A 25,102-nucleotide genomic window follows, 5' to 3' on the forward strand; every position below is an offset into this window, starting at 1 on the left:
CTCTGATTATACGAAACTCTCAACCACACGGCTTTTCTAACCGCCGGGTGTCAGAGTGAGTGGCATGCCCAACCGCTTCATTCGGTAATAGAGGGTGGTTCTGTTCATTTCAAGAATGTCGGCCGCACCGCCCGGGCCGCCGATTCGGCCATCGGTGGTTTTCAAAATATAGCGGATATAACGTCGCTGTAATTCATCCATTGAGGGCTTGCCGCCGACCGAAAAGGATTGCCGGTCCGCAGGCAATGATGATAATTGCAATTCAAGCTGATTGCCCGTTGAAAGCAGCGTGCCCCTTTCGATTACATTTTTCAGCTCCCGAACGTTCCCGGGCCAGGAATAGGCGCGCAAGGCCACCACCTTTTCAGGTGCGATATTCAGCGGGGGCCGTTTCAACTGTTTGCAATACATCTTCAGAAAATGCCGTGCCAACAGAATAATATCTTCTCCTCTTTCCCGAAGCGGCGGAATTTGGATGGGAAGGACGTTCAAGCGGTAAAAAAGATCTTCCCGAAATCGACCGGCGTGTACCTCCTTTTCAAGATCTCGGTTGGTGGCGGCGATCAACCGGAAATCGCACCGGTGAACGCGGCTTCCGCCGACGCGGACAAAGGTCTTTTCCTCCAACACCCGAAGCAGTTTTGCCTGCATTGAAAGCGGCAATTCTCCCACCTCATCCAAAAACAACGTGCCGCCGTGGGCAAGTTCAACCCGCCCGGCTTTTTGATGCACGGCGCCGGTGAAGGCTCCTTTTTCGTGTCCGAAAAGCTCGCTTTCCAGCAGGTTTTCAGAGATAGTGGTCGCATCAATAATGACATAGGGGCCACCCTGTCGCGGGCTGTGCATATGAGCCCAGCGTGCCAGAATTTCCTTTCCCGCACCGGTTTCCCCCTGAATCAGGATGGGGGAATCCGTATCGGCAATCCGCTTGGCCTTTTCCAGCAAGTCCCGAATCTCCGGGCTTTCCCCAATGATTCGTTCTTTCAGGGTATATTCCGTTTCGATTTCTTTTTCCGATGCCTGATGGATTTTTTTTTGGGCCGAGCTGTAAAAGTCCCAGAGTTGACGGGATAGGGTTTGAAGGTGGGTTTTAAGGAGCGCCAGTGTGTGGGAATCCAGATAATCAAAACTGTCCTTTAAAAAAGAGTTGTCGTGGTATAAAACACCTTTAAGGTCATTTCCCAGGTCAATCGGCAGGCAGAGAACGGCCGTGTTCACAGCGGAGCTTTTCTTTTTGGAGGGGAAGGACACCAAGTCGGTAATAAGGGGCTCACCGCTGCGAATGGCACTGGTTAGTTTTTTGATATTCGGATTAAAATTACTGGATCTGACTTCCAATTCCGTCAAGTTAACCGCAGCCGCAAGCTCCAGATTCACCATTTTCCCATTTTTGTGCCAGAGGAAAAAAGCGCCCCGTTCAGCGCTGAAAAAACGGTTGGTGGTTGAAACGAGTCGATGGAGAATCACCTTCAGATCCAAGGCGGGTATCAATTTTTCGATCGCGCCGGAAAAGCGATTTGAGATAATTTCAGGTGATAGAAAACTTTTTAAAAACGGACCCTTGGAGATATTTTCAATCAGGTGTTGAAGATCATCGGGAAACAACCGCTTGGTGTTGATGGGCAGGGTGTCCCATGCCTGCCGGGCATACATCGACGCAGTTTCCCGATTCCCGTAGGTCAGTTCAAAACGGGCCAGCGCCAGTTGCGTCCTTGCCAATTGCACGACAGGGCCGGAACGGACCAGGAAATGCAGACTTTTTTCCAGATAACCTTTAATTTGTTCAGTTGATTCCCCATTTGCGGCCGCGCGTTTTGCCAACAGCCGCATCAGAACCCCTTTAAGACAAATATTGAGGTCCTGCTTCACCCGTTGAACGGAACCATCAAAACCATATTCAGCCGGAATTTCGATATGGTGTTTATCGAATTCAAAGAGCATTTCAAGAACCCAGGGGAATACGGCGTAAGGACTGATAATCCTGGCAACCGCCGCCCCCCTTAACGCGCTCAGGAGTAAATCCCTGGCTTCCGGCAGATCCCCCTTTAAATAATGATAGTAGGACTTGAAAAGCCGGACCGCAAAAAGCCCGAGTTCGTTATGTTGCTGCGTACCTTCGGTCTCCGCAATGGTGAGATGGTGCAACGCTTCCTCGTTCTTATGAAAGGTCAGCAGCATATATCCCAGAACGGCTCTCAGCGTGGTTGCCACACTCGGTAGATTTTTTTGCACGGCGATGCGATGAAAAATGTCCATCAGATTGAACGCACGAGCAAATTGACCCAGCGCCATGGTGGTCAGGCAGAAGAATACAGGCGCAAATGGGTTGATGATTTTGTTTTCCGTATATCGGGACCATTCCGAAGCTCTTTCGTAGTGGATCATGGCTTGTTTGAAGTCGCCCTGCACAAAATAATAAAGACCTACAAATTCTGCCGATTGGAACAAAATATCTTCATCGCCCAACTCATCGACGATCTGCTTTCCGGCTGAAAACGCTTTTAAGAACTCCGTATTCATAAAGGATAAATAATAAAGTCTTCCCAGGTGAAGCAGGATCATTGCGTGAGACCGCCGGTCTCCAGAGGATTCGGAAACCAGAAGCAGTTTTCTTAAAAGCGGCTGTACCGCTGTAAACCCTTTCCCCATGGCGGCACTAAGGTTGGAAGCGGTGAGCGCATGGTCGATCAGTCGCTTTTCAATTTCTGAATGGCCGGGGTGCTTAAGATGGAATTTGATGACCTGGGACAGGTTGGCGATGGCGTCTTCCATATTCAGATGGTCTATCGCGGTTTTTGTCAAATTCAGTCGAATAGTGACAACCTCTTCGAATCGATTTGCCTTCATCAGCAGGGGGATTATCGCTGGCTGGCTCAACCGGGAGAGCCAGCCGGTGTCTTTGAGATGGACGAATATCTCAGAAACCCGGTCCGGTGAATTGAAAGATTGCAGCTTCGACAGCACATCGGAGGGAATGTCCGGGGCAAGCCCGAAATAATCATTCGCCGTTTTTTGAAGAAGGCCGTTGTGTTCCGCACGGCGAATAAGATCCAGCAGCTCGCTGGGCATCAAAGGGGCCATTTCCACCACGGCATCGATTGGCGCTATCCCCCCCAATGCTTCCACGGTAGCCAAGAATTTCCATTGCGCCTGAGAGAACCCGGGAAGTACGGAATTCATCATAACACCTTCGCTTTTTCGAAAAAGAAGACAATGTCTGTTGGTATGCCGACATTTAATGCATATAAACAAAGCGGTACGGCCCCTGTAAACCCTTAAGCCCCCCGCATACCGATTCAAGCCTACCCGAGAATTGTTCGTAATACAAATCGAATTTTAGAAATCATTGCGTTGGGTAATGAACATTCATATGGCGGATAACGGTCACATGCGGCTTTCTTCAACGGGGGCCTGCTAACCCGCACAACATATAAATTTACTGCATTTCTATCAGGTTAAGCATTTATAAGCGATGTTGGCACGTCTTTTGTATATTAAACCATAACCAAGTGATCGAATCAAACAAATGAAATCCGAACCACAAAACAACCTGTTGGGTCAGGGCAATCAAATTCATTAACATTGAAAGGAGTAAGAAATGAAGGAAAGATTAACACTTGAGAACTACACCGCTGAAAAAGACCACATCGTGCGAATGAGTCAGCATGAGCAATTCCCGGATATCAATATGACGGAGCAAGCCATTTTCGGCATGGCCGCCGGTATTTTGATGGATGCCATCTGGCAGCGGGTGTTGAAGGAAGAGTTCGGAAAACAGAAAATGGATGAGCTCGCATTGAAATTTTGGGAAATTATCGGGGAATATTCCTATCCCCTGGTACAGATGTTGCTCAAATTACCGCCTGAAAAAGATACGTGGGTACAAGTAAAGAAAGTGATCAAGGGCATTTATCGGGCTTATCTGGTGCCGCTCGACATCATTCAGGATGATGCGGACGCATTGGAGTTTCATATTTTGGCGTGTCCGTATGAATCGTATAAGGGGTTATTTGATGTCATCGAAAACGATTATGTCTGCCAAAACTGGAGAGATGTACATACGGCTTGGCTTTATGGACTTTGCAAAAGAGCCGGGCTGGCTGCGGAGATTCCGCTTTCCAATATGATAATGGACGGCGCGATTTGTTGCGGACAACAAACCTGTCATGTTATCGTGAAAAGAAAACGGCAATAAAACACACCCGGGCCGAAAGTCAAATCACCTCCGGCAAAGCCGGAGTCTTGAATTTGCTCCCGTAAATGTCAAACGCTGGTGAGTCCCCCGGCACGGCCGGGGGTTTATACCTAATGGCAAATTATTTGTGCATAACAGCGATAGCGCCATTCGGCGGATCGTTGGTTAACTTTCAACCGGATTAAACACATTCGGCTCGAAATTAAGCGTTGCGAAATGATCCGCAACCGTTTCGGCCCGGCGGATGAGCTCAACAGATCCGTCTTTTCTGAGCAATAACTCCTTGGGCCGCAGCCGGCCGTTGTAATTAAATCCCATCGCGTGCCCATGGGCGCCGGTGTCATGAAGGATCAGAATGTCTCCGTCATCAATCGCGGGAAGCTCTCTTTGCACGGCGAATTTGTCATTATTCTCGCAAAGAGAGCCCACCACATCGGCCGTGAGTGTTTTGGGCATCTGTTCTTTGCCAAGCACGCTGATGTGGTGATACGCATCATAAAGGGCGGGTCTCATCAGGGCGGACATGCAGGCATCCACGCCGATATAGGTGCGATAAATTTCCTTCCGGTTAATGGCTGTTACCACCAGCGCGCCATGAGGGCCGGTCATGTACCGCCCGCTTTCCATATAGAGCGCGGGCGCATACCCGTTGCGACGTTTAAAATCCTGAAAACAAGCCGTGATTTCCGCTCCCATGGCCGTTAAATTCAATGGCGTTTGCTCCGGCCGATAGGGAATGCCGAGTCCGCCACCGATATTGATGAACTCGAACCGAATACCAAGGGCAGCGGATATGCGTTCCACTTCTTCGAGCAGCATTTGCGCGGTCTGAACCATATAGGTGTGGTTCAGTTCGTTTGAGGCCAGCATGGTGTGAAGACCGAACCGTTCGCCCCCTCTTTCCCGGGCCGCTCGATAGGCATCCACCAATTGCGCATGGCTGACCCCGTATTTGGCCTCCGTGGGATTTCCGATAATGGAATTGCCGGTCCGGCGGTCCCCGGGATTGTACCGAAAACAAATCAGCTTCGGCATGTTCGGCACTTTGGGCACCAGGCTGATATCATCTAAGTTCAAGATACTGCCGCCGTCGGCCGCCGCCGCCTCGAACTCATTCAGGGCGGTATTATTGGAAGTAAACATGATATCTTCGCCGACCGCGCCGGTATTTCGACTGAGCAGCAATTCAGCAATCGAACTGCAATCAAACCCGAATCCGATTTGCTTCATCAAGTCAAGAATTTTCGGATTCGGCAGCGCTTTGACGGCATAATACTCCCGGAAACCGGCAACACCTGAAAACGCTTTTCGAAGCCTTTCACCGGTCTCCAGAATACCGGCTTCATCATAGATATGAAACGGTGTCTTAAAATGCGAGACAATCCGCGGCAGCAAGGGGAACAAACGGTCCTGAAACGAGTTGGACATGGGCATGAAAATTATTCTCCTTTCAGCGCGCTTTTGATCCGGGCCATGGCCTGCTGAACATTTTCAAAGCTGTTAAACGCGCTGATGCGGATATACCCCTGTCCACATTTGCCGAAGCCGACGCCGGGCGTGCAAACGACACCCGCCGTGTTTAACAGAAGATCAAAAAATTCCCAGGAATCCCTTTTGCCGTCAATCCAGATATAGGGGGAATTTTCGCCACCGGCGCAATCATAGCCCAGCGCGCCGATCTCTTCGCGAATCAGGGCCGCATTTTTCATATAATACTGAATCAACGCCTTTACTTGCGTCTTTCCCTCCTCGCTGTAAACCGCTTCGGCCGCGCGCTGCACCGGGTAGGAGACACCGTTGAACTTGGTGCTGTGCCTGCGGTTCCACATGGCATGAAGCGCGTGTTTTCCGCCGGTTGCATCATAGGCCATGCATGCTTTGGGAACCACGGTGTAGGCGCACCGGGTGCCCGTAAAGCCGGCGGTTTTGGAGAAGCTTCGAAACTCCACGGCCACCTCCCCCGCCCCTTCAATTTCATAAATGGAGCGCGGCAGGGTATCATCTTTGATGAACGCCTCATACGCCGCATCAAAAAGGATGAGCGCCTCGTGTTGCCGCGCATAATCCACCCATTCCGTTAATGCCGCCCGGCTGATCGTGGCGCCCGTGGGGTTGTTGGGAAAACATAGGTAGATCAGATCCACGGGGGTATCGGGCAGCTTCGGCACAAACCCGTTTTCCGCCGTGCTTTCCAGGTAAATGAGATTCTGAAAGCGGCCGTCTTCAAATTGGCCGGTTCTGCCGGCCATGACATTGGTATCCAGATAGACCGGGTAAACCGGATCCGGCAACGCGATTCTGATATCCGCCGCAAAGAGTTCCTGAAAGTTGCCGGTGTCGCATTTGGCGCCGTCGCTCACGAACACCTCATCCGCTTCAATGTGCGCGCCATAGGCCTGAAAATCGTTTTTCGCGATCTTCTCTCGCAGAAAATCGTACCCCTGCTCCGGGCCGTACCCGCGAAACCGCGTGTCATCCGCCATTTCATCCACGGCCCGGTGAAACGCCTCGATACAGGCGGGCGGCAAGGCCCGGGTCACATCCCCGATGCCGAGTTTAATAATCGATTTTTCGGGGTTTGCGGCCTGAAACGCCGAAACCCGTTTGGCAATCTGAGAAAAAAGGTAGGATGCCTGCAACTTCAGATAATTTTCATTGATTTTGATCATCGTCTCATTCCCTTATGCTACATTTAAAAAAGACGGAAAACCACGGGCGCAAGTTTCAACCGCACGCCTGTCCATCCGCCGATTATCTTCACGTCTGCGCGGGCTGCAACGCGTCCAATGGAATGCGGCTGGTCTCTTTGAAGGTTTCAAGGACCATATGCGTTTGCGTCTTCTCAACTCCCGCCATGGCACCGATACGGTTTTGAATCAGAGCGGCCAGCGTCCGGTGATCCGCAACCCGAACCTTTAGCAAAAAGCCATCACGGCCCGCAATATAATGAACCTCCTGAACTTCCGGAATTTCCGAAAATCGCTCACTATAAGAAATCGCAGCCGGCCCGGGCGCGACCCGAACGAAGACAAATGCCACAAGGCTTCTGCCCAGAAGATCAGGATTGAGCCGAACCTCATACCCGTCAATGAATCCTTGTTTCTCAAGCTTTCGAATACGCTCGAGAACCGCCGATGGCGCCATACCGACCAGCCGGGCCACCTCCACGTTCGGAATGCGGGCCTTTTCCTGAAGTATCTTTAGAATCTGAAAGCTGATTTCGTCAATCATTCTTTATTACCCTTATTTTTTAGTCTTATCGACAACTATTTATCTTATGTCAAGAATTTAATTCTGCTAATAAGGATATTATCAGAAATACTGACAGATTCGCCCCAAAAGCTGCCTGCATATATATTACCCGGTCGCTTCTCAATAAGCGAAAAAATCGGATACTTTCTAACCATTCACTTTCCGGCCTTTTTTCCGTCATTCGAGCCCCCTTGACCAATCGGCCTCGGTGCTTATGTTTCTTTACAACATGATTTCAGGCTGTTGATATTACGAAGGCCACACCAAGACAGTCCATGGCACGGCAATTGCTGTCTCAAGAAATATATCAGCAGTTGCGGATTGGGAGAAAACAGGTAAAATGAAGAGGCATCCCTTCACCCATAAAACTGAAACATCATGAGAATCCGCACTATCAGCATTCGTTAATATACATACAACTAAGGAGAAATCACATGTTGCACTTAACCGGAAGAAAAATCGTAATGGTTGCGTCACTCGTATTGACGGTGGCGTTCAGTACCTGGGCATTTGCAGCGGAGGAGTCCGTAACGGACGCGCCAAAGGCCGGCGCCATGGGGTATCACCATGGCGGCTCTCCTCACGGTAAGGGCGGGCCTGCCGATAAAGCATCCGGCATGCCATGCGGACAAAATCTCAGTAAGGAAGAAATGGAAAAAATTCAAGCCGTGTGTGAACGTTTTTTTAAGGACACGGAAAGTTTGCGCATGGACATAAAATCAAAACATCTTGCCGTAAAGAGTGAATTGGCCAAGGCCGCACCGAACGGAGACAACGCTCTTGCGCTGCAAAAGGAATTATCCACCCTTGAAGCGCAACTGGATCAAAAACGCATTGTGCATTTTCTTGAAATCAAGAAAATATCCCCGACTGCCGCAATGGGTTGCATGGACGGGAGGATGAAGCGCCATATGGATAAGGGGCCGAAACAAATGAGCGGCGACTGTCCTATGATGGGCGGTCAAAGGATGGGCAGATAAGTTACCGCCCGGTGAAATAGAGTTAAGACTTTCTACCAAGGTGAAAGGGGTGTCTCATGACAAGAACAAAAGCTGTGAGCCGGCAAGTAATTTTACACCGAGCAACGATGCTGCCGATTCTGACCGTTACTCTGATGGCGTTTTTTATTCTTACATTTTATGGACCGGCCCGGGCCGCCTGGAACGACGGGGCGAACACACCGCTAAGCTTTAAGGACCTGGCGGAAAAGGCGTCCCCCGCCGTGGTTAACATTCGAACCGTCAAAACCATGAAAGGCGGCGGCCGGGTGTTTCGCCACTTTTCCCCGGGGCCATGGGGAGATAACGACCCTCGCAAAGAATTTTTTGAGCGCTTCTTCGGCCCGCAGCAACAGCAGGAATACAAGCAAAGAAGTCTCGGCTCCGGATTCATCGTCAGCTCCGACGGGTATATCGTCACCAACAATCATGTGGTAGAGGATGCCGACGAAATCCGTGTCATATTGAAGGATGGAAAAGAATATGATGCCACTATCGAGGGAAGGGATTCCAATACGGATCTGGCGCTCATCAAAATAAAATCCGGTGATTCTCTCCCCAACCTTCCGCTGGGGAATTCCGACCACCTGAACGTCGGAGAGTGGGTCGTCGCCATCGGCAGCCCCTTCGGGCTGGAACAAACGGTTACAGCGGGCATCATCAGCGCCAAGGGCCGGGTCATCGGCTCCGGACCGTATGACGATTTTCTTCAGACGGATGCATCCATCAACCCGGGGAACAGCGGTGGGCCATTACTGAACATGAACGGAGAGGTGGTCGGTATCAACACCGCCATTATCGCCAGTGGGCAAGGTATCGGTTTTGCCATCCCGGTCAACATGGCGAAAGGTATTATTGACCAGTTAAAACAACATGGCGAAGTGGTTCGGGGCTGGCTTGGGGTTCAAATACAGGATCTTACGGAAGAGCTTCGGGAATATTACAACGTCAAGGATAAAAAGGGGGCGCTGGTGCTCGAAGTCATCAAAGGAGATCCGGCCGATAAAGCGGGTATCAAGGCCAAGGACGTTATCAGCGAAGTTAACGGAAAACCCATTGAATCCGTCCGCGATCTGACCCGAACCATCGCGGAAATTCCCGTAGGTGAAACCGCTGCGGTCAAGGTGATCAGGGGCGGGAAGGAAAAAATGATTAAGGTGCATATCGCCAAAAGAGAAGATCAAAAGGCCAGTGCCCAGTCATCCATGGATAAAACGGATGATGATTTAGGCCTCCGCGTAACGGAAATCACACCGGAAATGGTGAGTCGCTATCAATTGCCCGAAAATGAAGGCGTTATTATTACGCAGATTTCGCCGGACAGCAAGGCGATGCAAGCCGGTTTGCAGGTAGGTGATGTGATCAAGGAAATCAACCACCGTGAAATAAAAACCCAGAAAGACTACGAAGATGCCCTGACCGCTGCCGAGTCGAGCAAGGAAATCAGCATGTTTGTCCGCAGGCAAAATGCCGGCTTTATTGTCATTAAAATCCGCCGGTAGCTAAAAAGTGCCATCGGTTTAACCGGTTCAGTCGCAACCGCGGCTGAACCGGTCTGATGTTAACCTTCCGGTCCCTGCCCCTTTCGGCGCGCGGCAACAAAAGCAGCCACTCCGAACAGGCCGAAAATATAACCGAGGCCCGCAAAAACGTCTTTGATTCCCGGTTTATTAAGGTCTGATCGCAACGCCGCGATTTCCCGCTGAATACGCCGCAATTCGCCGGACAACTTGCTGTTTTGCGCCTTTATTAGCGTCATGACCGCTTGCGAGTCCTCATCCGGCGGACTTTGCGCCAAAAGGAAACTCGGGGGAACCACTAGAAAGAGGCACAACCCGCCGATGATAATACCTCTTTGAATCGTTGTCATTTCCCGGCCTCCACTTCGGCTTTTTTCAGTTTAAAGCTGTTTTTGTGTCCCATACCCGCTTCAATCACTATATTCAAATCATCGACTTTCGGAATGGCAAACCCGAACAGCCCCTCTTTATCGGTCGCACCTTCCAGGAGCAGATTGTCCCGGCTGTCATAAACCAGCACTTTGCCGCTTTCCACCGGTTTTCCATCCGGAAAGTAGCTCTCGGTGTAAACCTTCCCACCTTCAGCGTAGGCAAAAAGGTTCACCTTGTGCGCCAGCGCGATGCCATCGGCCACCAGCAGCATAACCGCCGAAACAAGAAGATAAGTTAAACGCTTCATCACACCCTCCTTAAACCTTAAATCCATTGGCGGCTCAGAACATGAGCACCCCACACATCAAGTGCAGGGCGCCAAATAAAGGGATTTAAAAACCGGCCGTCGCTATTTCATATCCCGGGTATGCACCCAATAGACGGCACCGATCTCAACGCCCTTTTCCTGTCCATCGTGCTTCAGCTTCCAATCGGCTTCGGATAGGGCCGCAAACCCCCACCAGCCGGCCCTTGGCATGGCATAGCTGAAAACGCCATTGACATCGGCCTTGACCACTTGCGTCACATAAGGATCCGCCGGCGGAACAACAGCGCTGACATTTTCAGGGGATGCGTTCAGATACTCGATCTCGACCTCGGCAAAGGGAACCGGCTTGCCCTTAAGCAGTACCTGTCCGGTGAACAGATTCCCGGTCCATAACCCGTATGGCCGGGTAAACGGAATGATCTCCGTTTCCAACCCCACCGGCATATCCCATCCTTCCTCCAGCCCCAGCGCATTCACACAGACCTTGGTATAATGAATGATAAAGACGTCCTCGGCAGGTTCCCAATAAGGCGTGGGTTTCACATAGAAGGTATAGTCTCCGGGCCTGCGAATCTGGAAATCAGTCGTCCAAAAGGTAAATTTTTCTTTCTGGTCTGGGCCGTTCCCTTTGGCAGTCTGAAGCGTGCCCAGCAAATCGGCCTTTTTGCCGTCATGAACCACGCCGAACTGTTCGGGCCTGACCATCTCCATGTAATGGCCCTCCAGGGGATGAATGAACTTGACCTGAAGGGTCAAGGTTTTGGTGTCCTCCTGGGTCACGATGTCATCAGCGGGTGTGATCGTGCCAAAATGAGCCGACGCCTGATTGGCAGCCAACCATATAACCGTTATGATCACGACGAATAAAATGGGATTTTTTGAGTGCTTCATACCTGCCTCCTCTATCATTAATCGGGGTTGTGGTTCAATTTATTTGGAAATGATCGTTCGTTGCTAAAACTCAATTGCAAGCTGCGCGATAAAAGAATCCGTCTCCTGAGCATCCTCTTCGAATTCTCCTCGCAAATATTCAAGGGCAAGATGGGTGTTTTTAAAGAACCCCCAATTCGCGACCGCACCATACTGGGTTTCCGGCAAAAATTCCGCGCCGCCGTCTTTCGATCCGCCATAACGGGCCGCCACTTCAATGTTTTCGACAATCGAAAAACCCAATTCCACATGCCAGGCAGAGGGCTTTCGCGCCGTCGTATCAGCCGCGTCATATAATTCTCCGGCATCGAAATCATCGAGAGCGGCAACGTACTCCCCGATGATCTTAAAACGCGCCAGCAACTCAAATACAACAAATGCGCTCCAGCCGCCGACAAGGTCATTGACAGCATCGACCGCAACCGATTCGGATAAATTATCCGACGAGGCCAGATTCGAAATGTAGGAGGCGCCAACCGTTAGAGATTCGATAGGCCGGGCGGAAATGGCGGCGACAAAGCTATCGATCCTGTCGTCATCGCCGCTTTCATCAATTTCACCGTTGAATGCACCCACGCAGATATCGATCATTTCACCGCCGATGCGGTACCCGGCCACCACGGCCCCCTCGTTGGTCTCACCCAGAATCAATGGGTTCGGATCGGTCACAAAATGCGTTTCGAAGTTACCGAAAGGAATGTATTGCCGGCCGGCGATCAGATAGGCGGGAAACGCCTCTGTGCCATTCAGGGTAATGAAACCTTCATCCACGAAGACATCTTCCTCCTCATATTTGAACAACACATGCCCCTCGATATGATCTGAGATTTTGGCGTCCACCGCGAGTTCCACCGTAGCCAGGTCTACGTCGCCGGTGCCCTCATCCTCAGCGGCCGAATCCGTAAAATCAATTTTTTCATACCCCGCTTCCACTTCAACAAGACCACTGATTTGAACGCGGTCGAACCAGTTATCCCCCGTAACCGCGGGGCTGATCGCTTTTTCTAAATTTGAAACACGGTCTTCAAGGCTTTTAACGCCGCCGGCTTGGGTGATTTGTTCCGCTGAGTCTTCCGGTATCGTGTTCTGCGCCATTACGGGCATTGCATGCGTACAGACCAGAAGCAAACATGACAACCATAGAATCTCCTTCATTCGAACCAACCCTCCTTTATTAAACGAAACCATTGCCTGCTGGATCAACGGACGTTTCTTTATGGTGCGTTCCCCCTAACAAACAAAAAAAGCCACAAAGGGTCATCCCCTTTCGGGTGTATGAACCTTCGTGGCCTTTTTTTGCTATTTATGATCCACTCCCTGTCAACCATCAACAGGGAATAGGGTATCCGTGGACTTTGCTCTCGTACGATCGGCTTCAGCCGAAATTAAGAGATCTCACTACAACAAGCTGTGCTATGAAGTCAAATAGTTTTTGTCCGGCGGCTTTCCTGCTTTCCCGATTTATAAGGCAATGTCAAGAACCCCGGACAGGCAAACGATCTGATAAGGGGGCCAAAAACCCGGTCACCACTCAGAACCGCGGTTGATTGCTTAAAAAAACAACACTGCTTGGCGCAGTGCTGCATTTTCACGAATCAGGGCCGCCTTATCCTCCTCAGCCCACCGTTGGCTGATGAAAAATCCCGCAGCAAAGCCCAAACAAAAGATGGCGAAAATAATAACGGTAAACCACCGACCGTACTGCCACCATTTGAACCGTATGTATCTTTTGCGATGGAATTGTTTCATGGTCATAGTATCGTCCCGCATGCGATAGTCCTAATCGGGGGAAACAGGGGGTATCAACCCCGAAGAGAACCCTTGCCGTTCATCATTGATCAAAACCTTTTTCCGCTTTGGTTCCCGTATAGCGTCACGCCCCTCATCATTATCAACAACAAAGAGACGAGGGGGTTCGAGGTAACGATATAATCCAAAACCAAAAAAATTATATCACCTTTTTGCTTCAAAAAACCACTGAAACCGCTTATTTGAAGTTGTCAGATGCCGGCGCATAACCGTCGAAGGCGCTTCGTATGGAACTTTCAGGATCCGTAACAGGCCAAACGATCCTTGAGAACGGCTCCTCATCTGTGTTAGACTATGCCGATCAAAGCATAAACGCACCTAACAACTTGAATATAAAATATAAAAAACAGTGCTTGCCGGATTTGTCGGCCCGTTTTTATCACACTGTGTATCGGAGCGAAAATATTTGAATTGGGGGTTGTTGTACCATGCCGTTTAGACCATGATGGGTTGACCGGTGACCGCAAGTGGGCCAACAACTGAGACTTACGTAACAGGAAAGTAAGACGGGGAAAAATGGATAAAATCAAGGAATCCATCCTCTTGGTTGACGATCAGCCGGCCAACCTTCAGGTGCTTATTCATACACTGGAGAGGCTCGGATGCAAGCTTTTGGTTGCCAAAAACGGCAAGGCGGCCTTGGCGATTGCGCAAAAAGCGCGCCCGGATCTCATTTTGCTGGATATCATGATGCCGGGAATCAACGGATTTGAGGTGTGCCGACAGTTGAAAGAGAATCCGGACACGCAGAAAATACCTGTGATTTTCCTTTCCGCGCTTGATGAAACAGGCGATAAGGTGCATGGGCTGCAACTTGGTGCAGTGGACTATGTGGCCAAGCCCTTCCAGCCTGAGGAAATAATCGCCCGTGTGAACACCCATCTGACTATCCAACGCCTGAGCCGCGAAGTGCAACGGCAAAAAGATGAACTGGAGCATGAATTGCAGATCGTATCGCAACTCCAACGAAACCTTTTGCCTGAGCACCTGCCGCAAGTCGATGGGTTAAAACTTGCAGTGCACTATGAACCCTGCCGCTATACAGGCGGTGATTACTACGACGTTCTGAAACTGCCGAACGGCCTGCTGGCCATTCTGATGGCTGATGTGGAAGGCCATAGCGCGCCGGCGACAGTCATGATGGCCATAACCTGTGCCCTGTTTCGTTCATGCCCGACCTGCCATACCAACCCGGATCAGTTGCTCTCCTGCATCAACGAAAACCTTTGTAAAGTGAACATGGAAAGCTTTGTCTCAGCAATCTACGCTGTTTACGACCCGCGTTGCAGAAAACTGAAAATCGCTCGCGCCGGTCATCCACTTCCTATTCTCTACAGACCTTCCGAGAAAAAAACGACTGAAATACCCTGTGACGGCGTATTTCTGCTGGGATTTAAATCTTATTCCGATAATGTTCCGGTTACCGAGGTCGCGCTTCAACCCGGCGACCGTCTGCTATTTTATACGGATGGTATCACCGATCGCGTCAGCGAGACACAGGAGCTCTACGGAACAAACCGCCTGTTACACCAATTCGGGGCTGCCGTCTCCGAGGACCCGGCAGCCGTCCTCAAAGGGATTGTCGATGACCTGTCACAATTCGCGGGGGGTCGCCCGGCAGACGACGACCAAGCGATGTTGATGATCGTCGCCGAATGAGCACCAATACTCTTGAAGTATCCTTCAAGAAGCGTGATTCACGGGAAACCCTTTGCATGAAAATGCCGGGATCAGTTCGGCGGAAAGGAATAGGATGCGGCCTTGAAACCAACCAAGAAAACGAAAACAAGCAAGACGGCTGCAAGGAAGCAGGAGGCCAAAGATGGCTCGGTTCCTGTCAAAATCAACGATGTTTCCTTAACAGAGCTGCTCGATATTGAACAACTGAACCCGATCCTGAATGACTTTTGCAACGCGGTCGGGATTGCCGCAGCAATAATAGATCTTGAGGGGAATATCCTTGTTTGCGCTCACTGGCAGCGCATTTGTACCGCTTTCCACCGGGTTGACAAGCGAACGCGCGCGCGCTGTATCGAAAGTGATACCAAGCTCTCTGCAACGCTGAAAGAAGGCAAGCAATTTTCGATTTACCACTGCAAGAACGGCTTAACCGACGCCGCTTCGCCGATCATCATCAAAGGGGAGCATGTGGCCAATGTTTTTGTGGGACAGTTTCTCCTGGCCAAACCTGACAACACCTATTTTAAAAAGCAGGCTCTGGAATTCGGCTTCGATACGGCGGATTACTTGAAGGCGCTCGATGAAGTGCCGATCGTCCCTCAAGAAAAACTGCCCGCTATTCTCGGGTTTCTGACAGGTTTCACCCGCCTCGTAGCATCTCTAAGCCTTGAGCGGATCAAAGCCACAACAGCTGAAACTACCTGCAAACTCAGTCAGGAAAACTCGAAACAGGCCAAAACGGAATTGATGCGTTATAAGGCGCATCTGGAAAAACTGGTGGCGGATAGAACTGAGGCACTCGAGCATTCCGAGCAATACAGCCGACTTATCCTGCAATCGGTGGCAGAAGGGATTATCGGAACAGATGTGAAAGGCCACTGCACCTATGCCAATGAAGCCGCGCTAAAAATGCTCGGGTATTCCTTCGACGAAATATTCGGCCACTCCATGCACGACTTATTCCACCATTCGAATGCTGACGGCTCACCGCACCTGCAGAAGGAATGCCCGATTTATTTTGCCTATACGCAGGGAATAACCAGCTTTCGCAGGGACGAGGTGTTTTGGCGCAAGGACGGTTCGTTTTTTGATATTTCCTACACCAGCGTGCCTCAGCGTAAAGGCAATACAATTATCGGCGCCATCGTGGTGTTCCGAGACATCACCAACCGAAAAAGAGCCGAGGATGCCTTACAGGAGAGTGAATATCATCTTAAAACCATTCTGGCGACGACGAATGAAGGGTTTTGGTGGGTTAATAATGACGGGCGTACCGTGGACCTCAATAACGCTTTGTGCAAATTTTTAGGCAGATCACGTGAAGATATTCTGGGCCGGACGCCCTTTGAATTTCTGGACCAGGAAAATACCGCGATCTTGAAGGAGCAGTTTAAACGCAGGGCTCTCGGTGAAACCAGCATCTATGAGCTCGCCCTCAGCCGGCCGGATGGTTCAAAGGTGTCATGCCTGTTTCACGCAACCCCGCTTTATAATAAAAATGGAATAAAAACAGGCTCTTTTGCCATGATTGCGGATATCACCCATCTCAAAAATATGGAAAAGGAACTCATCATCGCCCGGAACAAGGCAGAGAATGCTACCCGGGCAAAAAGTGATTTTCTGGCGAACATGAGCCACGAGATCCGCACCCCCATGAACGCTGTCCTGGGGATGATACATCTGGCACTCAAGACGGACTTAACACCGAAACAAAGAGACTACCTCAACAAGATTCAAATTTCTTCCAACGCTCTTATGGGCGTCATCAACGACATTTTGGATTTCTCCAAGATCGAGGCCGGAAAACTGAGCATGGAGTCTATCAGCTTCAATCTGGATGAAGTCCTGGACAACCTGGCCACTCAGATTACGATCAAGGCTCAGGAAAAAGAAGGGATCGAGGTTTTATTCCGCTCCGAAGCCAATGTACCCCGCTATCTGGTGGGAGATCCCCTACGGTTAAATCAAATTTTAGTCAACCTGGCCAACAACGCCATTAAATTTACCGAGCGTGGCGAAATCGTGATTTCTATCGAATTGGTCAGTCTGACCGGGAAAACCGCGGTAATCAAATTCGCCGTTTCCGATACGGGCATCGGTATGACAAAGGAACATATGGCGCAATTATTCACGCCTTTCAGCCAGGCAGACACCTCTATCACCCGCAAGTATGGCGGCACCGGGTTGGGTCTTAGCATCTGTCAACGACTCGTGGCGATGATGGGCGGCAAAATCTGGGTGGAGAGCACGCTTGGGGTCGGCAGCACATTCTTTTTTACCGCCGTTTTCAGCACCGACCATGACGCAAGCAAAGGCCACCACGTTCTACCGCCCAGCCTGAGAGGCATCAAAGCGCTGGTTGTGGATGACAACCCGACATCCCAAGAAATTTTTCAATCGATGCTGGAATCTTTCTCCTTCGAAGTTACCCTGGCGGCTTCCGGCGAAGAAGCCTTGCAGGAAATAGAAAAGTCCATCGGGGCACAACCCTACGACCTGGTGGTGATGGATTGGAAGATGTCGGGTATCGACGGTATAGAGACCTCGAAACGGATCAAGTACAATCCAAGGTTGACCAAGGTTCCGCTCATTGTTCTGGTAAGTGCCTATGGACGAGAAGAAATCATGTGGAAAGCCAAGGCGGCCGGACTCGATAGTTTCCTGATCAAACCGATAAGCCCATCGGTGATGTTCGATACCATCATGAACACCTTAGCCAAGGATACCTCGAAGGCACTGCAACCGGTTGATGAAAAAGAACAGACGTCAGAAACACTAAAGGCGCTTGAAGGCGCCCGGGTCCTGATTGTTGAAGACAGCGAGATCAACCAGCAGGTCGAGATGGAAATCCTTGCCGCTGCGGGGGTTATCGTGTCCCTGGCCAACAACGGCCAAGAGGCCGTGGATATGGTGCGGGAGAATCACTTCGATGCCCTGCTGATGGATGTTCAGATGCCGGTAATGGACGGCTACACAGCCACCCGAATCATCCGCCGAGATACACGGTTCAAGGATCTGCCCATCATCGCCATGACCGCGCATGCGATGGCGGGCGACCATGAAAAGAGTATCGAAGCCGGAATGAACGATCATGTTACCAAACCCATCAATCCATCGCAACTCTACACAATCCTGAATAAATGGATTACAGCCGCTCCCCGCCCCGGTAGGAGCAAACAAGCACCGAAAGCAATTCCGCAGAAGCCAGCCGCCAACATCCATGACGATTTCGCCCCGACATCCACTGAGGGGCAGCCGTTTCCAGCTTCTCTGGATGGATTTGATCTTTCAAACGGGTTGCAACGCCTGCAGGGGAATAAAGCCCTTTACCTTAAGCTCTTGATGAGTTTTGCGGCCAAGTATACGCAAAAGGCCGGTGACATCCGGAATGCACTGAATAACCGGGATTACGATAATGCCCATCGAATGATACACGACATTAAAGGATTGGCAGGCAACCTGGCGGCGCTTCAACTTCACGCCGCAGCCACGAACCTGGAAAAACTGGTCAAACAGGCGGACAAAAAGGATCCACCTTCCCCGGATGCCGTCACCCAAGCCCTTGTCACCTTCGAAACGCTGATGAACCAGGCGTTGCGATCCGCCAACAGTCTGGGATCATTTACAGTAAAGCCAACCCCCATGCCATCGCTTGAATCGACAGGAAAACTGCCGCCGGATCTGGCCAAAGAGGCCGCCGGGCGCTTGCGTGAAGCCGCCGAAATGGGGGATGTGTCAGGGCTGACAGTAATTGCCCAAGAGATGGCCGCACGCTCAAAGAACTTTGCTCCCTATCTGGGCAGCATCACTCAATTGGCAGACGATTTCGATTTTGAAGGCATTCTGAGGCTGGCCCATGATCTGGAAAAAATTCAGGGCGAATAGCTTTTTCCTATTCGATGCCCGACATATAAAAAACCGGACCCTCTAAAAAGAAGGCCCGGTTCCATCTATTCCGTTTTGCCCCTGCCGCAAACACCGCAGGGCTGCGGTCAGTTTGTTATTGAATCGCTTTCCACTTTCATTCCGTCGCCGGGGAATAAAACTTTCCCGTCATGATCTCTGTTGCGGGGTCATGTTATTGTCTGCAACTTTACCCAAAATAACCTCCCCAAAATAACCTCATCGTTTCACATCGCCTGTTTAAAAAGATGCGCAGGAAACCCTGATGAACCCCGCAATCTGTTCCCTTCCCTTTTGGCCGGTTATAAGCTTAGTTGGTCGGATTAAATTGAACCCTTCTGTTTTTGGCTCTGCCTTCTTCCGTATTATTGGTATCAACCGGATTGGAAAAACCAAAGCCCTTAATGGAAAGCCGTTCTTTTGCAATGCCTTTGGAGACCAGGTAATTCATTACCGACATGGCTCTTTCTTCAGAAAGCTTCTGATTGTATTTCTGGGATCCGATATTGTCCGTATGTCCTTGAACTTCTACATTCATGGCCGGCTGGCTGTTCAGATAATCCACCGTTTCATCCAGACACGGATAATACATGGGCTTGATATCCGATTTATTAAAATCGAAATTAAGGCCTTTACACACCCAGCATCCGGCCTCATTGACCTTCACACCCTTTGGCGTATTGGGGCATTTGTCCAGATAATCGGGAACACCGTCGCCATCGCTGTCCAATGGGCAGCCAAAACTATCCACTTTTACCCCCCTTGGGGTGTCCGGGCATTTGTCCTTGCTGTCAACAACACCGTCTCCGTCACTATCAGCCTCTACAACAGGAGGCGCAGGCGCAGGCGCTGGTGGCGGGGGCTCAACAGCGGCCATTGGCGTCTTGCCGCCGAATTGAAAACTCACACCCGCGGTGTAAAGGAGATTGTTGTATCTATCGCCCCCGTCGAAATCCAGAACATGACGCACATCCAATCTCAGAGCGACGGCTTCATTCAAAAAATATTTGATGCCCGCCCCGTAGTCGGCTGCAAAGTCCTTGTCACTGCTGCTGCCATCGGGGTCAAATGTAAAACCGCCGACACCGAATGCAACAAAAGGGACCAGTTTTTCTGTGGGCCTAAAGTGATACAGCGCGTCCAGACGATAGAGATAAACGTTCAGATCTTCGTTCAAATCGTCATCAAATTTCGTGGCTGCAAAATTGAAGGCGGCCTCTGCGGCCCAGTTTTCGGTAAAGTGATACCCCAGGTTGATCCCGTAGGTGAAATCATCTTCAATATCTTGATTTCCCTCAAACATATAGCCTCCGACAACCGGAGAAAGGCTGACAGAGCCCGCTTTGACTTGCGCATCCGCGTTAGTTGCTGCCAATTGGAACAAAACGACCAAAAAAATGGCCATAACTGATCTTACACTTCTCATTTTTTCCTCCTTGAATAAGATTACTTTTGAACGGCAAAGGTCCTTACATTGAAATGTTGCTTTAAGTTGAGCTGGTGAAGAATCGGATTAAGGGTTAATTGGGCAAATACTTTTACTTGATAGTGCTATCGGAAGCGATTGTCAAGGGATGAATCGATCTTTTTATCAAGCAACTGGTCGATATATCAGCATGTTAGACCGAAAATAACTGATGTGAACATTTATAAATAATTCTTTCTCATCATAGACGAACCAATGTCGTTCTTAATCTCTGTCTACTTACTTATATATGTATAATCAGCGTGTTAAATTGTTGTAAGGTCACTAACTACAATACCTTTCATGACTGTTTCATACCGGAAATCGGGCAGGTTGCCCGCCGGGCAAGCTTCTTACGGCGTTGCATCGAAGGGTATCTCACTCCGCCCGAAGCGCTTCCACCGGGTCCAGCCCGGCTGCACGTCTTGCGGGCAACACACCTGCCATAAGCCCGATAGCGGCTGAAAGCCCTTCGGCATAAAGCGCATAGATCCAGGGGGTGTGCGTGGGAAGCGCGGGGACGAACAGTTCTAAAAGCCAGGCGCCGCCGGCCCCCATGATCAGGCCCGCCAGGCCGCCGATGCCTGCCAGCACCACCGCCTCGCCGATAAATAGATAAAGAATTTGGTTTTTTCCCGCGCCGATGGCCCGAAGCAGGCCGATTTCGCTGGTTCGTTCATGCACTGCGATGGTCATGATGGTTAAAATCCCCACACCGCCCACCAGAAGTGATATGGCTCCCAACGCGCCAACCGCCAATGTGAGGACACCCAAAATGGACCCCAGCACCTCAAGCATCTGCTCTTGCGTGGTTACGGTAAAGTCTTCCGAACCGTGCCGGTCCTTGAGCAGTTTTTTAACTCTTTTGGCGATGGTTTCGGAAGCGATGCCCGCCTGATACAGAATGTCGATTTCCATCAGGCTTTCCACATTAAAAAGGCTCATGGCCCTGGCCGTGGGAATGTAGACGGCGTCATCCAGGTCAAAACCGAGCATCTGGCCCTTGGATTCCATCACGCCGATCACCCGGTAGCGCTCTCCGCCGATTCTTACGAACCGGCCCAGCGCACCCGCGCCCCGAAAGAGCTCATCCTGAACTTTACTTCCCAGCACGACAAAGGCCCTGGCCGCCCATTGATCATCCGCCGGCAGGAAACGCCCCTTTGCGATATTAAATTGCCATACAAGCGTGGCGGACGACCCCACGCCGAAAACAAAGGTGCGCCTGCGCCGCTTTTCAAACTCCACGGCCGCATTGCCCTGAACCACCGATACCGTATCGATAACACCGGGGATGCGTTTGATCGCCACCTCATCGGCAATGCTTAACGGCCGAATGTTGTTGATCAAGGCGCCGGACATGCCCGTGGTGGTCGCTTTGCCCGGGTTAATGCCGATCAGATTGGTGCCGAACTGCGTAAACTCGGAGAGCACGAACCGATGCACCCCTTCTCCGATCGATGTCAGCAGCACGACCGAGGCAATCCCGACCGAAATCCCGAGAATCGTGAGAAAACTTCGCATTCGCTGATCCGTCAGCGAACTTAAGGAAATTTTGATGACATCCTGAAAACGCATTTTGTCAGCCGAATCACCTTCTTGAAAGCGATAACACCGGATCCAGGGCCGCCGCACGCCGAGCCGGCAAGACACCGAAAATAAGACCGGTGACGATGGCAACACCCACGGCCGCGCCCAGCGCCCAGAGCGGCACGGAGAGCGGGAAGGCCGGAAAAATTTTCACGAGCGCCCACTTTCCGGCGCCGGCCAGCAAGAGCCCGAAAAACGCACCGATTACCGAAAGAATCGCCGATTCCGCCAGAAAAATGACCATGACACGGCCGTTCGGAGCGCCGAGCGCCTTTAGCAGCCCGACTTCCGCCGTCCGTTGGGAAACCGCAATAAGCATGACATTCATGATCAAAATGCCGGCCACCCCGAGGCTGATGGCGGCGATGCCGGCAACCGTCAGGGTCAGGGCGGTAAAAATTCTATCAAAGGTCGACAAGACGGCATCCTGAGTGATCACCGTGATATCGTCTTCGCCGTCGTGGCGTTCCCGAATGATTTTTTTGATCGCTTCCTTGGCAGGCTCGATGGCGTCCCGATTCTTGGCCTGAACCGTGATGCGAAATAATCCCTCCGTATTGAAAAGGGCTTGCGCCGATGCCACTGGGATCACCACTATATCCCCCATATCAAGCCCTACGGCTTCCCCTTTTTTGGCCATCACGCCAGTCACCTGAAACCGCCGGTCTCCGATACGAATGCGCTCGCCCAGCGGGGTGTTGTTTCCGAACAATTCCTGCTTGATTTTATACCCCAGCACGCAAACGGACTCGCCCCGTGTCGGGTCTCCGGTCGGCAAAAAACGCCCTTGCGCCATGGAAATTTGGCGAATGTCCGATAAAGCCGGGGTCGAGCCCAGAATCGTGACCTCCCGGTCCCGTCCGCTCCAGGCGACGGGGGCGGCCCCCATCACAACCGGCGCCACATATCGAATAAGCGAAGAGCGCTGCAAGGCCATTGCGTCCACCAGGGTCAGATCCCTGGGCGTAATTCCCAGCAGCGGCGGCGGGCCGCCGACCGTTTCTGAGCGACCCGGCAAGATAATGATCAGATGCGTTCCCAGGGAGGAAAATTCATTGATCACATACCGGCGCGCCCCTTCACCCAAGGTGGAAAGAAGCACCACGGAGCCCACGCCGATGGCCATGGCAAGGAGCATCAGCAGGGTTCGGGTCGGGTACCCGGCCGCGGCGCGAAAGACAAATCGGAAGATATCGTTTGGTTTCATGGGGGAGGGTGACCTGCCGCACCGGTCAGGCTATCGGTTGTGATTCGACCGTCATCCATCAGAATTTGCCGTTTCGCCCGATGGCCCAATGCCGGATCATGGGTCACCATGAGCAGGGTGATTCCCTCCCGGTTAAGCGATTCAAGAATATCGATGACATCCTGGCCGGACGCCCGATCCAGGTTTCCCGTGGGCTCATCGGCCAGCAGCAGGCGGGGCCGCATGATGGTCGCCCTGGCAATGGCCACCCGCTGGCGCTGGCCGCCCGAGAGCTGATCCGGCCGGTGCTGGGCACGGTGGGTCAGCCCGAAGGCTTCCAGTGCCTCGCCAACGCGCTTTTTCCGCTCCTTTGCATCCATGCCGGCAAGCACCATGGGCAGTTCGATATTTTCACCCGCCGTCATTCGCGGCACGAGGTGAAAAAACTGAAAGACAAAGCCGATTTTATGGCAGCGAAGGTCGGCCAGGTTCTTATCCGTGAGCGATGTCGTATTCAGATCGTCCAACAGATAGGTGCCGCTGTCCGGCCGATCGAGTAGGCCGATCATGTTCAGCAACGTGGATTTGCCGGACCCGGAGGGCCCCATGATCGCGACATACTCACCGGCCTCAACGCTTAAGTTCACCTCCCGCAAGGCATGCACGGTCTCATCGCCGACCTGAAATTCTCTTTGAACCGTTGAGAGCCGAATCACGGGGTCGCCTCCTGTGAAAGCGCTGCGGCTACGCCGTCTTTAATGCCCTGCCGATCCACATTGACGACAACGGATTGACCCTCCCGAAGACCTGAGAGAATCTCCGTAAAGGCCCAATTGGATAAACCGGTTTTTACGGCGACTTCCCGAATGATTTTCTCAGCCGGGACAAAAACGAACACCTTTTTACCGTCCAGAATCGCTTCGGTGGGAATCCGTAAGGTGTCTTTTTTAACCGCCAGAATAATTTCGACATCCGCGCTGTAACCCGCCAGAAGGTGCGAGATATCCTCAGGGGTTAAAAAGGATGCCTCCACGTCCACGGTCCTGGCCTGTTTTTCCAGATCCAGCACATAAGGGGCAATACGGCGCACGTGGCCCTCAAAGCGTTTGTCCTTAAAGGCATCCAGCGTGATGCGGGTGGGCATGCCGACTTGAACGCCCGCGGCATCCACTTCGTCAATGGGCGCCGTCACATAAAAGCAGTTATTTTCGATCAGATCCACCGTGGGCAGCGTGGGCACGCCGACCGGCGAGGGCGTGACGTATTCGTTCAACTCCCCTGTGATTTCCGCCACCACACCGTCAAACGGCGCATAAAGGCGGGTTCTGTTCAGGGTCGCCTTGGCAACATCGATACGGGCATTGCTCATGGCTACAGAAGCCCGTGCCGATTCACACTGCGCGCGAAGGGCTTTGGCCTGAGTAACGGCGCGATCGGCGTTTTCTTCGGACACGGTCCTTGAGGGCAGCAGTTTTTGGGCGCGATCGGCATTCCGTTGCGCGACTTCAGCATTGAGGCATGTGGCTTTCGCCGTTGCTTCGGCTGCGGTTGCCTCTCGCTGCGCCAATTCCAGTTGCGCGGATAAGTCCTCATTCCAGACTTCGAGCAGCAATTGCCCGGCGGTTACCTTATCGCCCTCTTTTACAGGCAATTTCGAAATCTGACCGCCGATGCTGGGGGTCAGGCGCGCCCTTCTGCACGCTTTCACGGTGCCTGCGCGGGTATTGGCCACGGTTTTTTCCACCGTCCCCCGAACGACCGGTTTGACAATTACGTCGATGGGCTTGGGCCGGGTCTGGCGCCAACCGAGATAACCGAGTCCCGCAACGATCAAGATCACCACTGTCCAACGAACCACCCTGCGCATCATCGCA

19 protein-coding genes are annotated in these 25,102 nt (G+C 51.6%); 5 read left to right on the top strand and 14 right to left on the bottom strand.

The annotated features are described in order from the left end of the window. Positions 1-36: 36 nt before the first annotated feature. Positions 37-3,183 carry a sigma-54 dependent transcriptional regulator gene (locus RBT11_12185; GenBank protein ID MDX9787533.1) on the bottom strand — a complete coding sequence of 1,049 codons (3,147 nt, stop codon included), beginning with the start codon at positions 3,181-3,183 and terminating at the stop codon, positions 37-39. A 415-nt stretch (positions 3,184-3,598) separates the two neighbouring features. Here RBT11_12185 and RBT11_12190 point away from each other — a divergent pair, with 415 nt between their 5' ends. Continuing rightward, positions 3,599-4,195: a hypothetical protein gene (locus tag RBT11_12190; GenBank protein ID MDX9787534.1), complete on the top strand. Its 597-nt coding sequence runs from the start codon at positions 3,599-3,601 to the stop codon at positions 4,193-4,195. A 165-nt stretch (positions 4,196-4,360) separates the two neighbouring features. On the opposite strand, the gene RBT11_12195 is transcribed toward RBT11_12190, so the two are convergent. The 3 genes from RBT11_12195 to RBT11_12205 all read right to left on the bottom strand — a co-directional run bounded on the left by RBT11_12195 (position 4,361) and on the right by RBT11_12205 (position 7,426). Then, positions 4,361-5,629, bottom strand: coding sequence for a diaminopimelate decarboxylase (locus RBT11_12195; protein MDX9787535.1), 1,269 nt, complete (start codon positions 5,627-5,629; stop codon positions 4,361-4,363). 5 nt (positions 5,630-5,634) lie between these two features. After that, positions 5,635-6,864 (bottom strand): LL-diaminopimelate aminotransferase, encoded by a 1,230-nt coding sequence (locus tag RBT11_12200; GenBank protein MDX9787536.1) that lies wholly within the window; start codon positions 6,862-6,864, stop codon positions 5,635-5,637. Between the two features lie 88 nt (positions 6,865-6,952). After that, the gene (locus RBT11_12205; GenBank protein ID MDX9787537.1) at positions 6,953-7,426 is read right to left on the bottom strand and encodes an Lrp/AsnC family transcriptional regulator; all 474 of its coding nucleotides are present in this window, start codon (positions 7,424-7,426) and stop codon (positions 6,953-6,955) included. Between the two features lie 455 nt (positions 7,427-7,881). On the opposite strand from RBT11_12205, the gene RBT11_12210 reads away from it, so the two are divergent. After that, positions 7,882-8,427: a periplasmic heavy metal sensor gene (locus RBT11_12210; protein MDX9787538.1), complete on the top strand. Its 546-nt coding sequence runs from the start codon at positions 7,882-7,884 to the stop codon at positions 8,425-8,427. 56 nt (positions 8,428-8,483) lie between these two features. Further along, a complete protein-coding gene (locus RBT11_12215; GenBank protein ID MDX9787539.1) occupies positions 8,484-9,947 on the top strand; it encodes a DegQ family serine endoprotease in 1,464 nt (487 codons plus the stop codon). Positions 9,948-10,006: 59 nt separating this feature from the next. On the opposite strand, the gene RBT11_12220 is transcribed toward RBT11_12215, so the two are convergent. The 5 genes from RBT11_12220 to RBT11_12240 all read right to left on the bottom strand — a co-directional run bounded on the left by RBT11_12220 (position 10,007) and on the right by RBT11_12240 (position 13,365). Continuing rightward, positions 10,007-10,315 (bottom strand): hypothetical protein, encoded by a 309-nt coding sequence (locus RBT11_12220; GenBank protein ID MDX9787540.1) that lies wholly within the window; start codon positions 10,313-10,315, stop codon positions 10,007-10,009. Beyond that, complete coding sequence (locus RBT11_12225; GenBank protein MDX9787541.1) at positions 10,312-10,644, bottom strand: carboxypeptidase regulatory-like domain-containing protein; 333 nt, start codon at positions 10,642-10,644, stop codon at positions 10,312-10,314. Before RBT11_12225 ends, RBT11_12220 begins: the two co-directional genes overlap by 4 nt. Before the next feature lie 102 nt (positions 10,645-10,746). Continuing rightward, entirely contained in the window at positions 10,747-11,556 is an 810-nt protein-coding gene (locus RBT11_12230) for a DUF4198 domain-containing protein (GenBank protein MDX9787542.1), read from the bottom strand. 63 nt (positions 11,557-11,619) lie between these two features. After that, positions 11,620-12,750, bottom strand: a complete 1,131-nt coding sequence (locus RBT11_12235) for an LbtU family siderophore porin (GenBank protein ID MDX9787543.1) — start codon at positions 12,748-12,750, stop codon at positions 11,620-11,622. Positions 12,751-13,146: 396 nt separating this feature from the next. Then, entirely contained in the window at positions 13,147-13,365 is a 219-nt protein-coding gene (locus tag RBT11_12240; protein MDX9787544.1) for a hypothetical protein, read from the bottom strand. Between the two features lie 555 nt (positions 13,366-13,920). Here RBT11_12240 and RBT11_12245 point away from each other — a divergent pair. Both RBT11_12245 and RBT11_12250 read left to right on the top strand, forming a co-directional pair. Next, positions 13,921-15,063 carry a SpoIIE family protein phosphatase gene (locus RBT11_12245; GenBank protein MDX9787545.1) on the top strand — a complete coding sequence of 381 codons (1,143 nt, stop codon included), beginning with the start codon at positions 13,921-13,923 and terminating at the stop codon, positions 15,061-15,063. A 102-nt stretch (positions 15,064-15,165) separates the two neighbouring features. Then, a complete protein-coding gene (locus tag RBT11_12250) occupies positions 15,166-18,969 on the top strand; it encodes a response regulator (GenBank protein MDX9787546.1) in 3,804 nt (1,267 codons plus the stop codon). 328 nt (positions 18,970-19,297) lie between these two features. Here the strand turns inward: RBT11_12250 and RBT11_12255 are convergent, their stop codons facing one another. From RBT11_12255 to RBT11_12275, 5 genes are all read right to left on the bottom strand, one after another. Beyond that, positions 19,298-20,413, bottom strand: a complete 1,116-nt coding sequence (locus tag RBT11_12255) for an OmpA family protein (protein ID MDX9787547.1) — start codon at positions 20,411-20,413, stop codon at positions 19,298-19,300. 417 nt (positions 20,414-20,830) lie between these two features. Next, positions 20,831-22,030: an ABC transporter permease gene (locus RBT11_12260; protein MDX9787548.1), complete on the bottom strand. Its 1,200-nt coding sequence runs from the start codon at positions 22,028-22,030 to the stop codon at positions 20,831-20,833. Between the two features lie 13 nt (positions 22,031-22,043). Further along, positions 22,044-23,249 carry an ABC transporter permease gene (locus RBT11_12265; protein MDX9787549.1) on the bottom strand — a complete coding sequence of 402 codons (1,206 nt, stop codon included), beginning with the start codon at positions 23,247-23,249 and terminating at the stop codon, positions 22,044-22,046. Further along, positions 23,246-23,944 (bottom strand): ABC transporter ATP-binding protein, encoded by a 699-nt coding sequence (locus RBT11_12270; protein MDX9787550.1) that lies wholly within the window; start codon positions 23,942-23,944, stop codon positions 23,246-23,248. Before RBT11_12270 ends, RBT11_12265 begins: the two co-directional genes overlap by 4 nt. Then, complete coding sequence (locus RBT11_12275; GenBank protein ID MDX9787551.1) at positions 23,941-25,098, bottom strand: efflux RND transporter periplasmic adaptor subunit; 1,158 nt, start codon at positions 25,096-25,098, stop codon at positions 23,941-23,943. The genes RBT11_12270 and RBT11_12275 overlap by 4 nt, the downstream gene beginning before the upstream one ends. Positions 25,099-25,102: the final 4 nt, after the last annotated feature.

The sequence above is a fragment of the Desulfobacterales bacterium genome (genome assembly GCA_034003325.1).
GTDB lineage: Bacteria > Desulfobacterota > Desulfobacteria > Desulfobacterales > JAFDDL01 > JAVEYW01.

Bases quoted from the DNA above. Each gene is read 5' to 3' on its own strand.
- RBT11_12185 (MDX9787533.1), bottom strand. From the start codon at position 3,183: ATGATGAATTCCGTACTTCCCGGGTTCTCTCAGGCGCAATGGAAATTC.
- RBT11_12190 (MDX9787534.1), top strand. From the start codon at position 3,599: ATGAAGGAAAGATTAACACTTGAGAACTACACCGCTGAAAAAGACCAC.
- RBT11_12195 (MDX9787535.1), bottom strand. From the start codon at position 5,629: ATGCCCATGTCCAACTCGTTTCAGGACCGTTTGTTCCCCTTGCTGCCG.
- RBT11_12200 (MDX9787536.1), bottom strand. From the start codon at position 6,864: ATGATCAAAATCAATGAAAATTATCTGAAGTTGCAGGCATCCTACCTT.
- RBT11_12205 (MDX9787537.1), bottom strand. From the start codon at position 7,426: ATGATTGACGAAATCAGCTTTCAGATTCTAAAGATACTTCAGGAAAAG.
- RBT11_12210 (MDX9787538.1), top strand. From the start codon at position 7,882: ATGTTGCACTTAACCGGAAGAAAAATCGTAATGGTTGCGTCACTCGTA.
- RBT11_12215 (MDX9787539.1), top strand. From the start codon at position 8,484: ATGACAAGAACAAAAGCTGTGAGCCGGCAAGTAATTTTACACCGAGCA.
- RBT11_12220 (MDX9787540.1), bottom strand. From the start codon at position 10,315: ATGACAACGATTCAAAGAGGTATTATCATCGGCGGGTTGTGCCTCTTT.
- RBT11_12225 (MDX9787541.1), bottom strand. From the start codon at position 10,644: ATGAAGCGTTTAACTTATCTTCTTGTTTCGGCGGTTATGCTGCTGGTG.
- RBT11_12230 (MDX9787542.1), bottom strand. From the start codon at position 11,556: ATGAAGCACTCAAAAAATCCCATTTTATTCGTCGTGATCATAACGGTT.
- RBT11_12235 (MDX9787543.1), bottom strand. From the start codon at position 12,750: ATGAAGGAGATTCTATGGTTGTCATGTTTGCTTCTGGTCTGTACGCAT.
- RBT11_12240 (MDX9787544.1), bottom strand. From the start codon at position 13,365: ATGCGGGACGATACTATGACCATGAAACAATTCCATCGCAAAAGATAC.
- RBT11_12245 (MDX9787545.1), top strand. From the start codon at position 13,921: ATGGATAAAATCAAGGAATCCATCCTCTTGGTTGACGATCAGCCGGCC.
- RBT11_12255 (MDX9787547.1), bottom strand. From the start codon at position 20,413: ATGAGAAGTGTAAGATCAGTTATGGCCATTTTTTTGGTCGTTTTGTTC.
- RBT11_12260 (MDX9787548.1), bottom strand. From the start codon at position 22,030: ATGCGTTTTCAGGATGTCATCAAAATTTCCTTAAGTTCGCTGACGGAT.
- RBT11_12265 (MDX9787549.1), bottom strand. From the start codon at position 23,249: ATGAAACCAAACGATATCTTCCGATTTGTCTTTCGCGCCGCGGCCGGG.
- RBT11_12275 (MDX9787551.1), bottom strand. From the start codon at position 25,098: ATGATGCGCAGGGTGGTTCGTTGGACAGTGGTGATCTTGATCGTTGCG.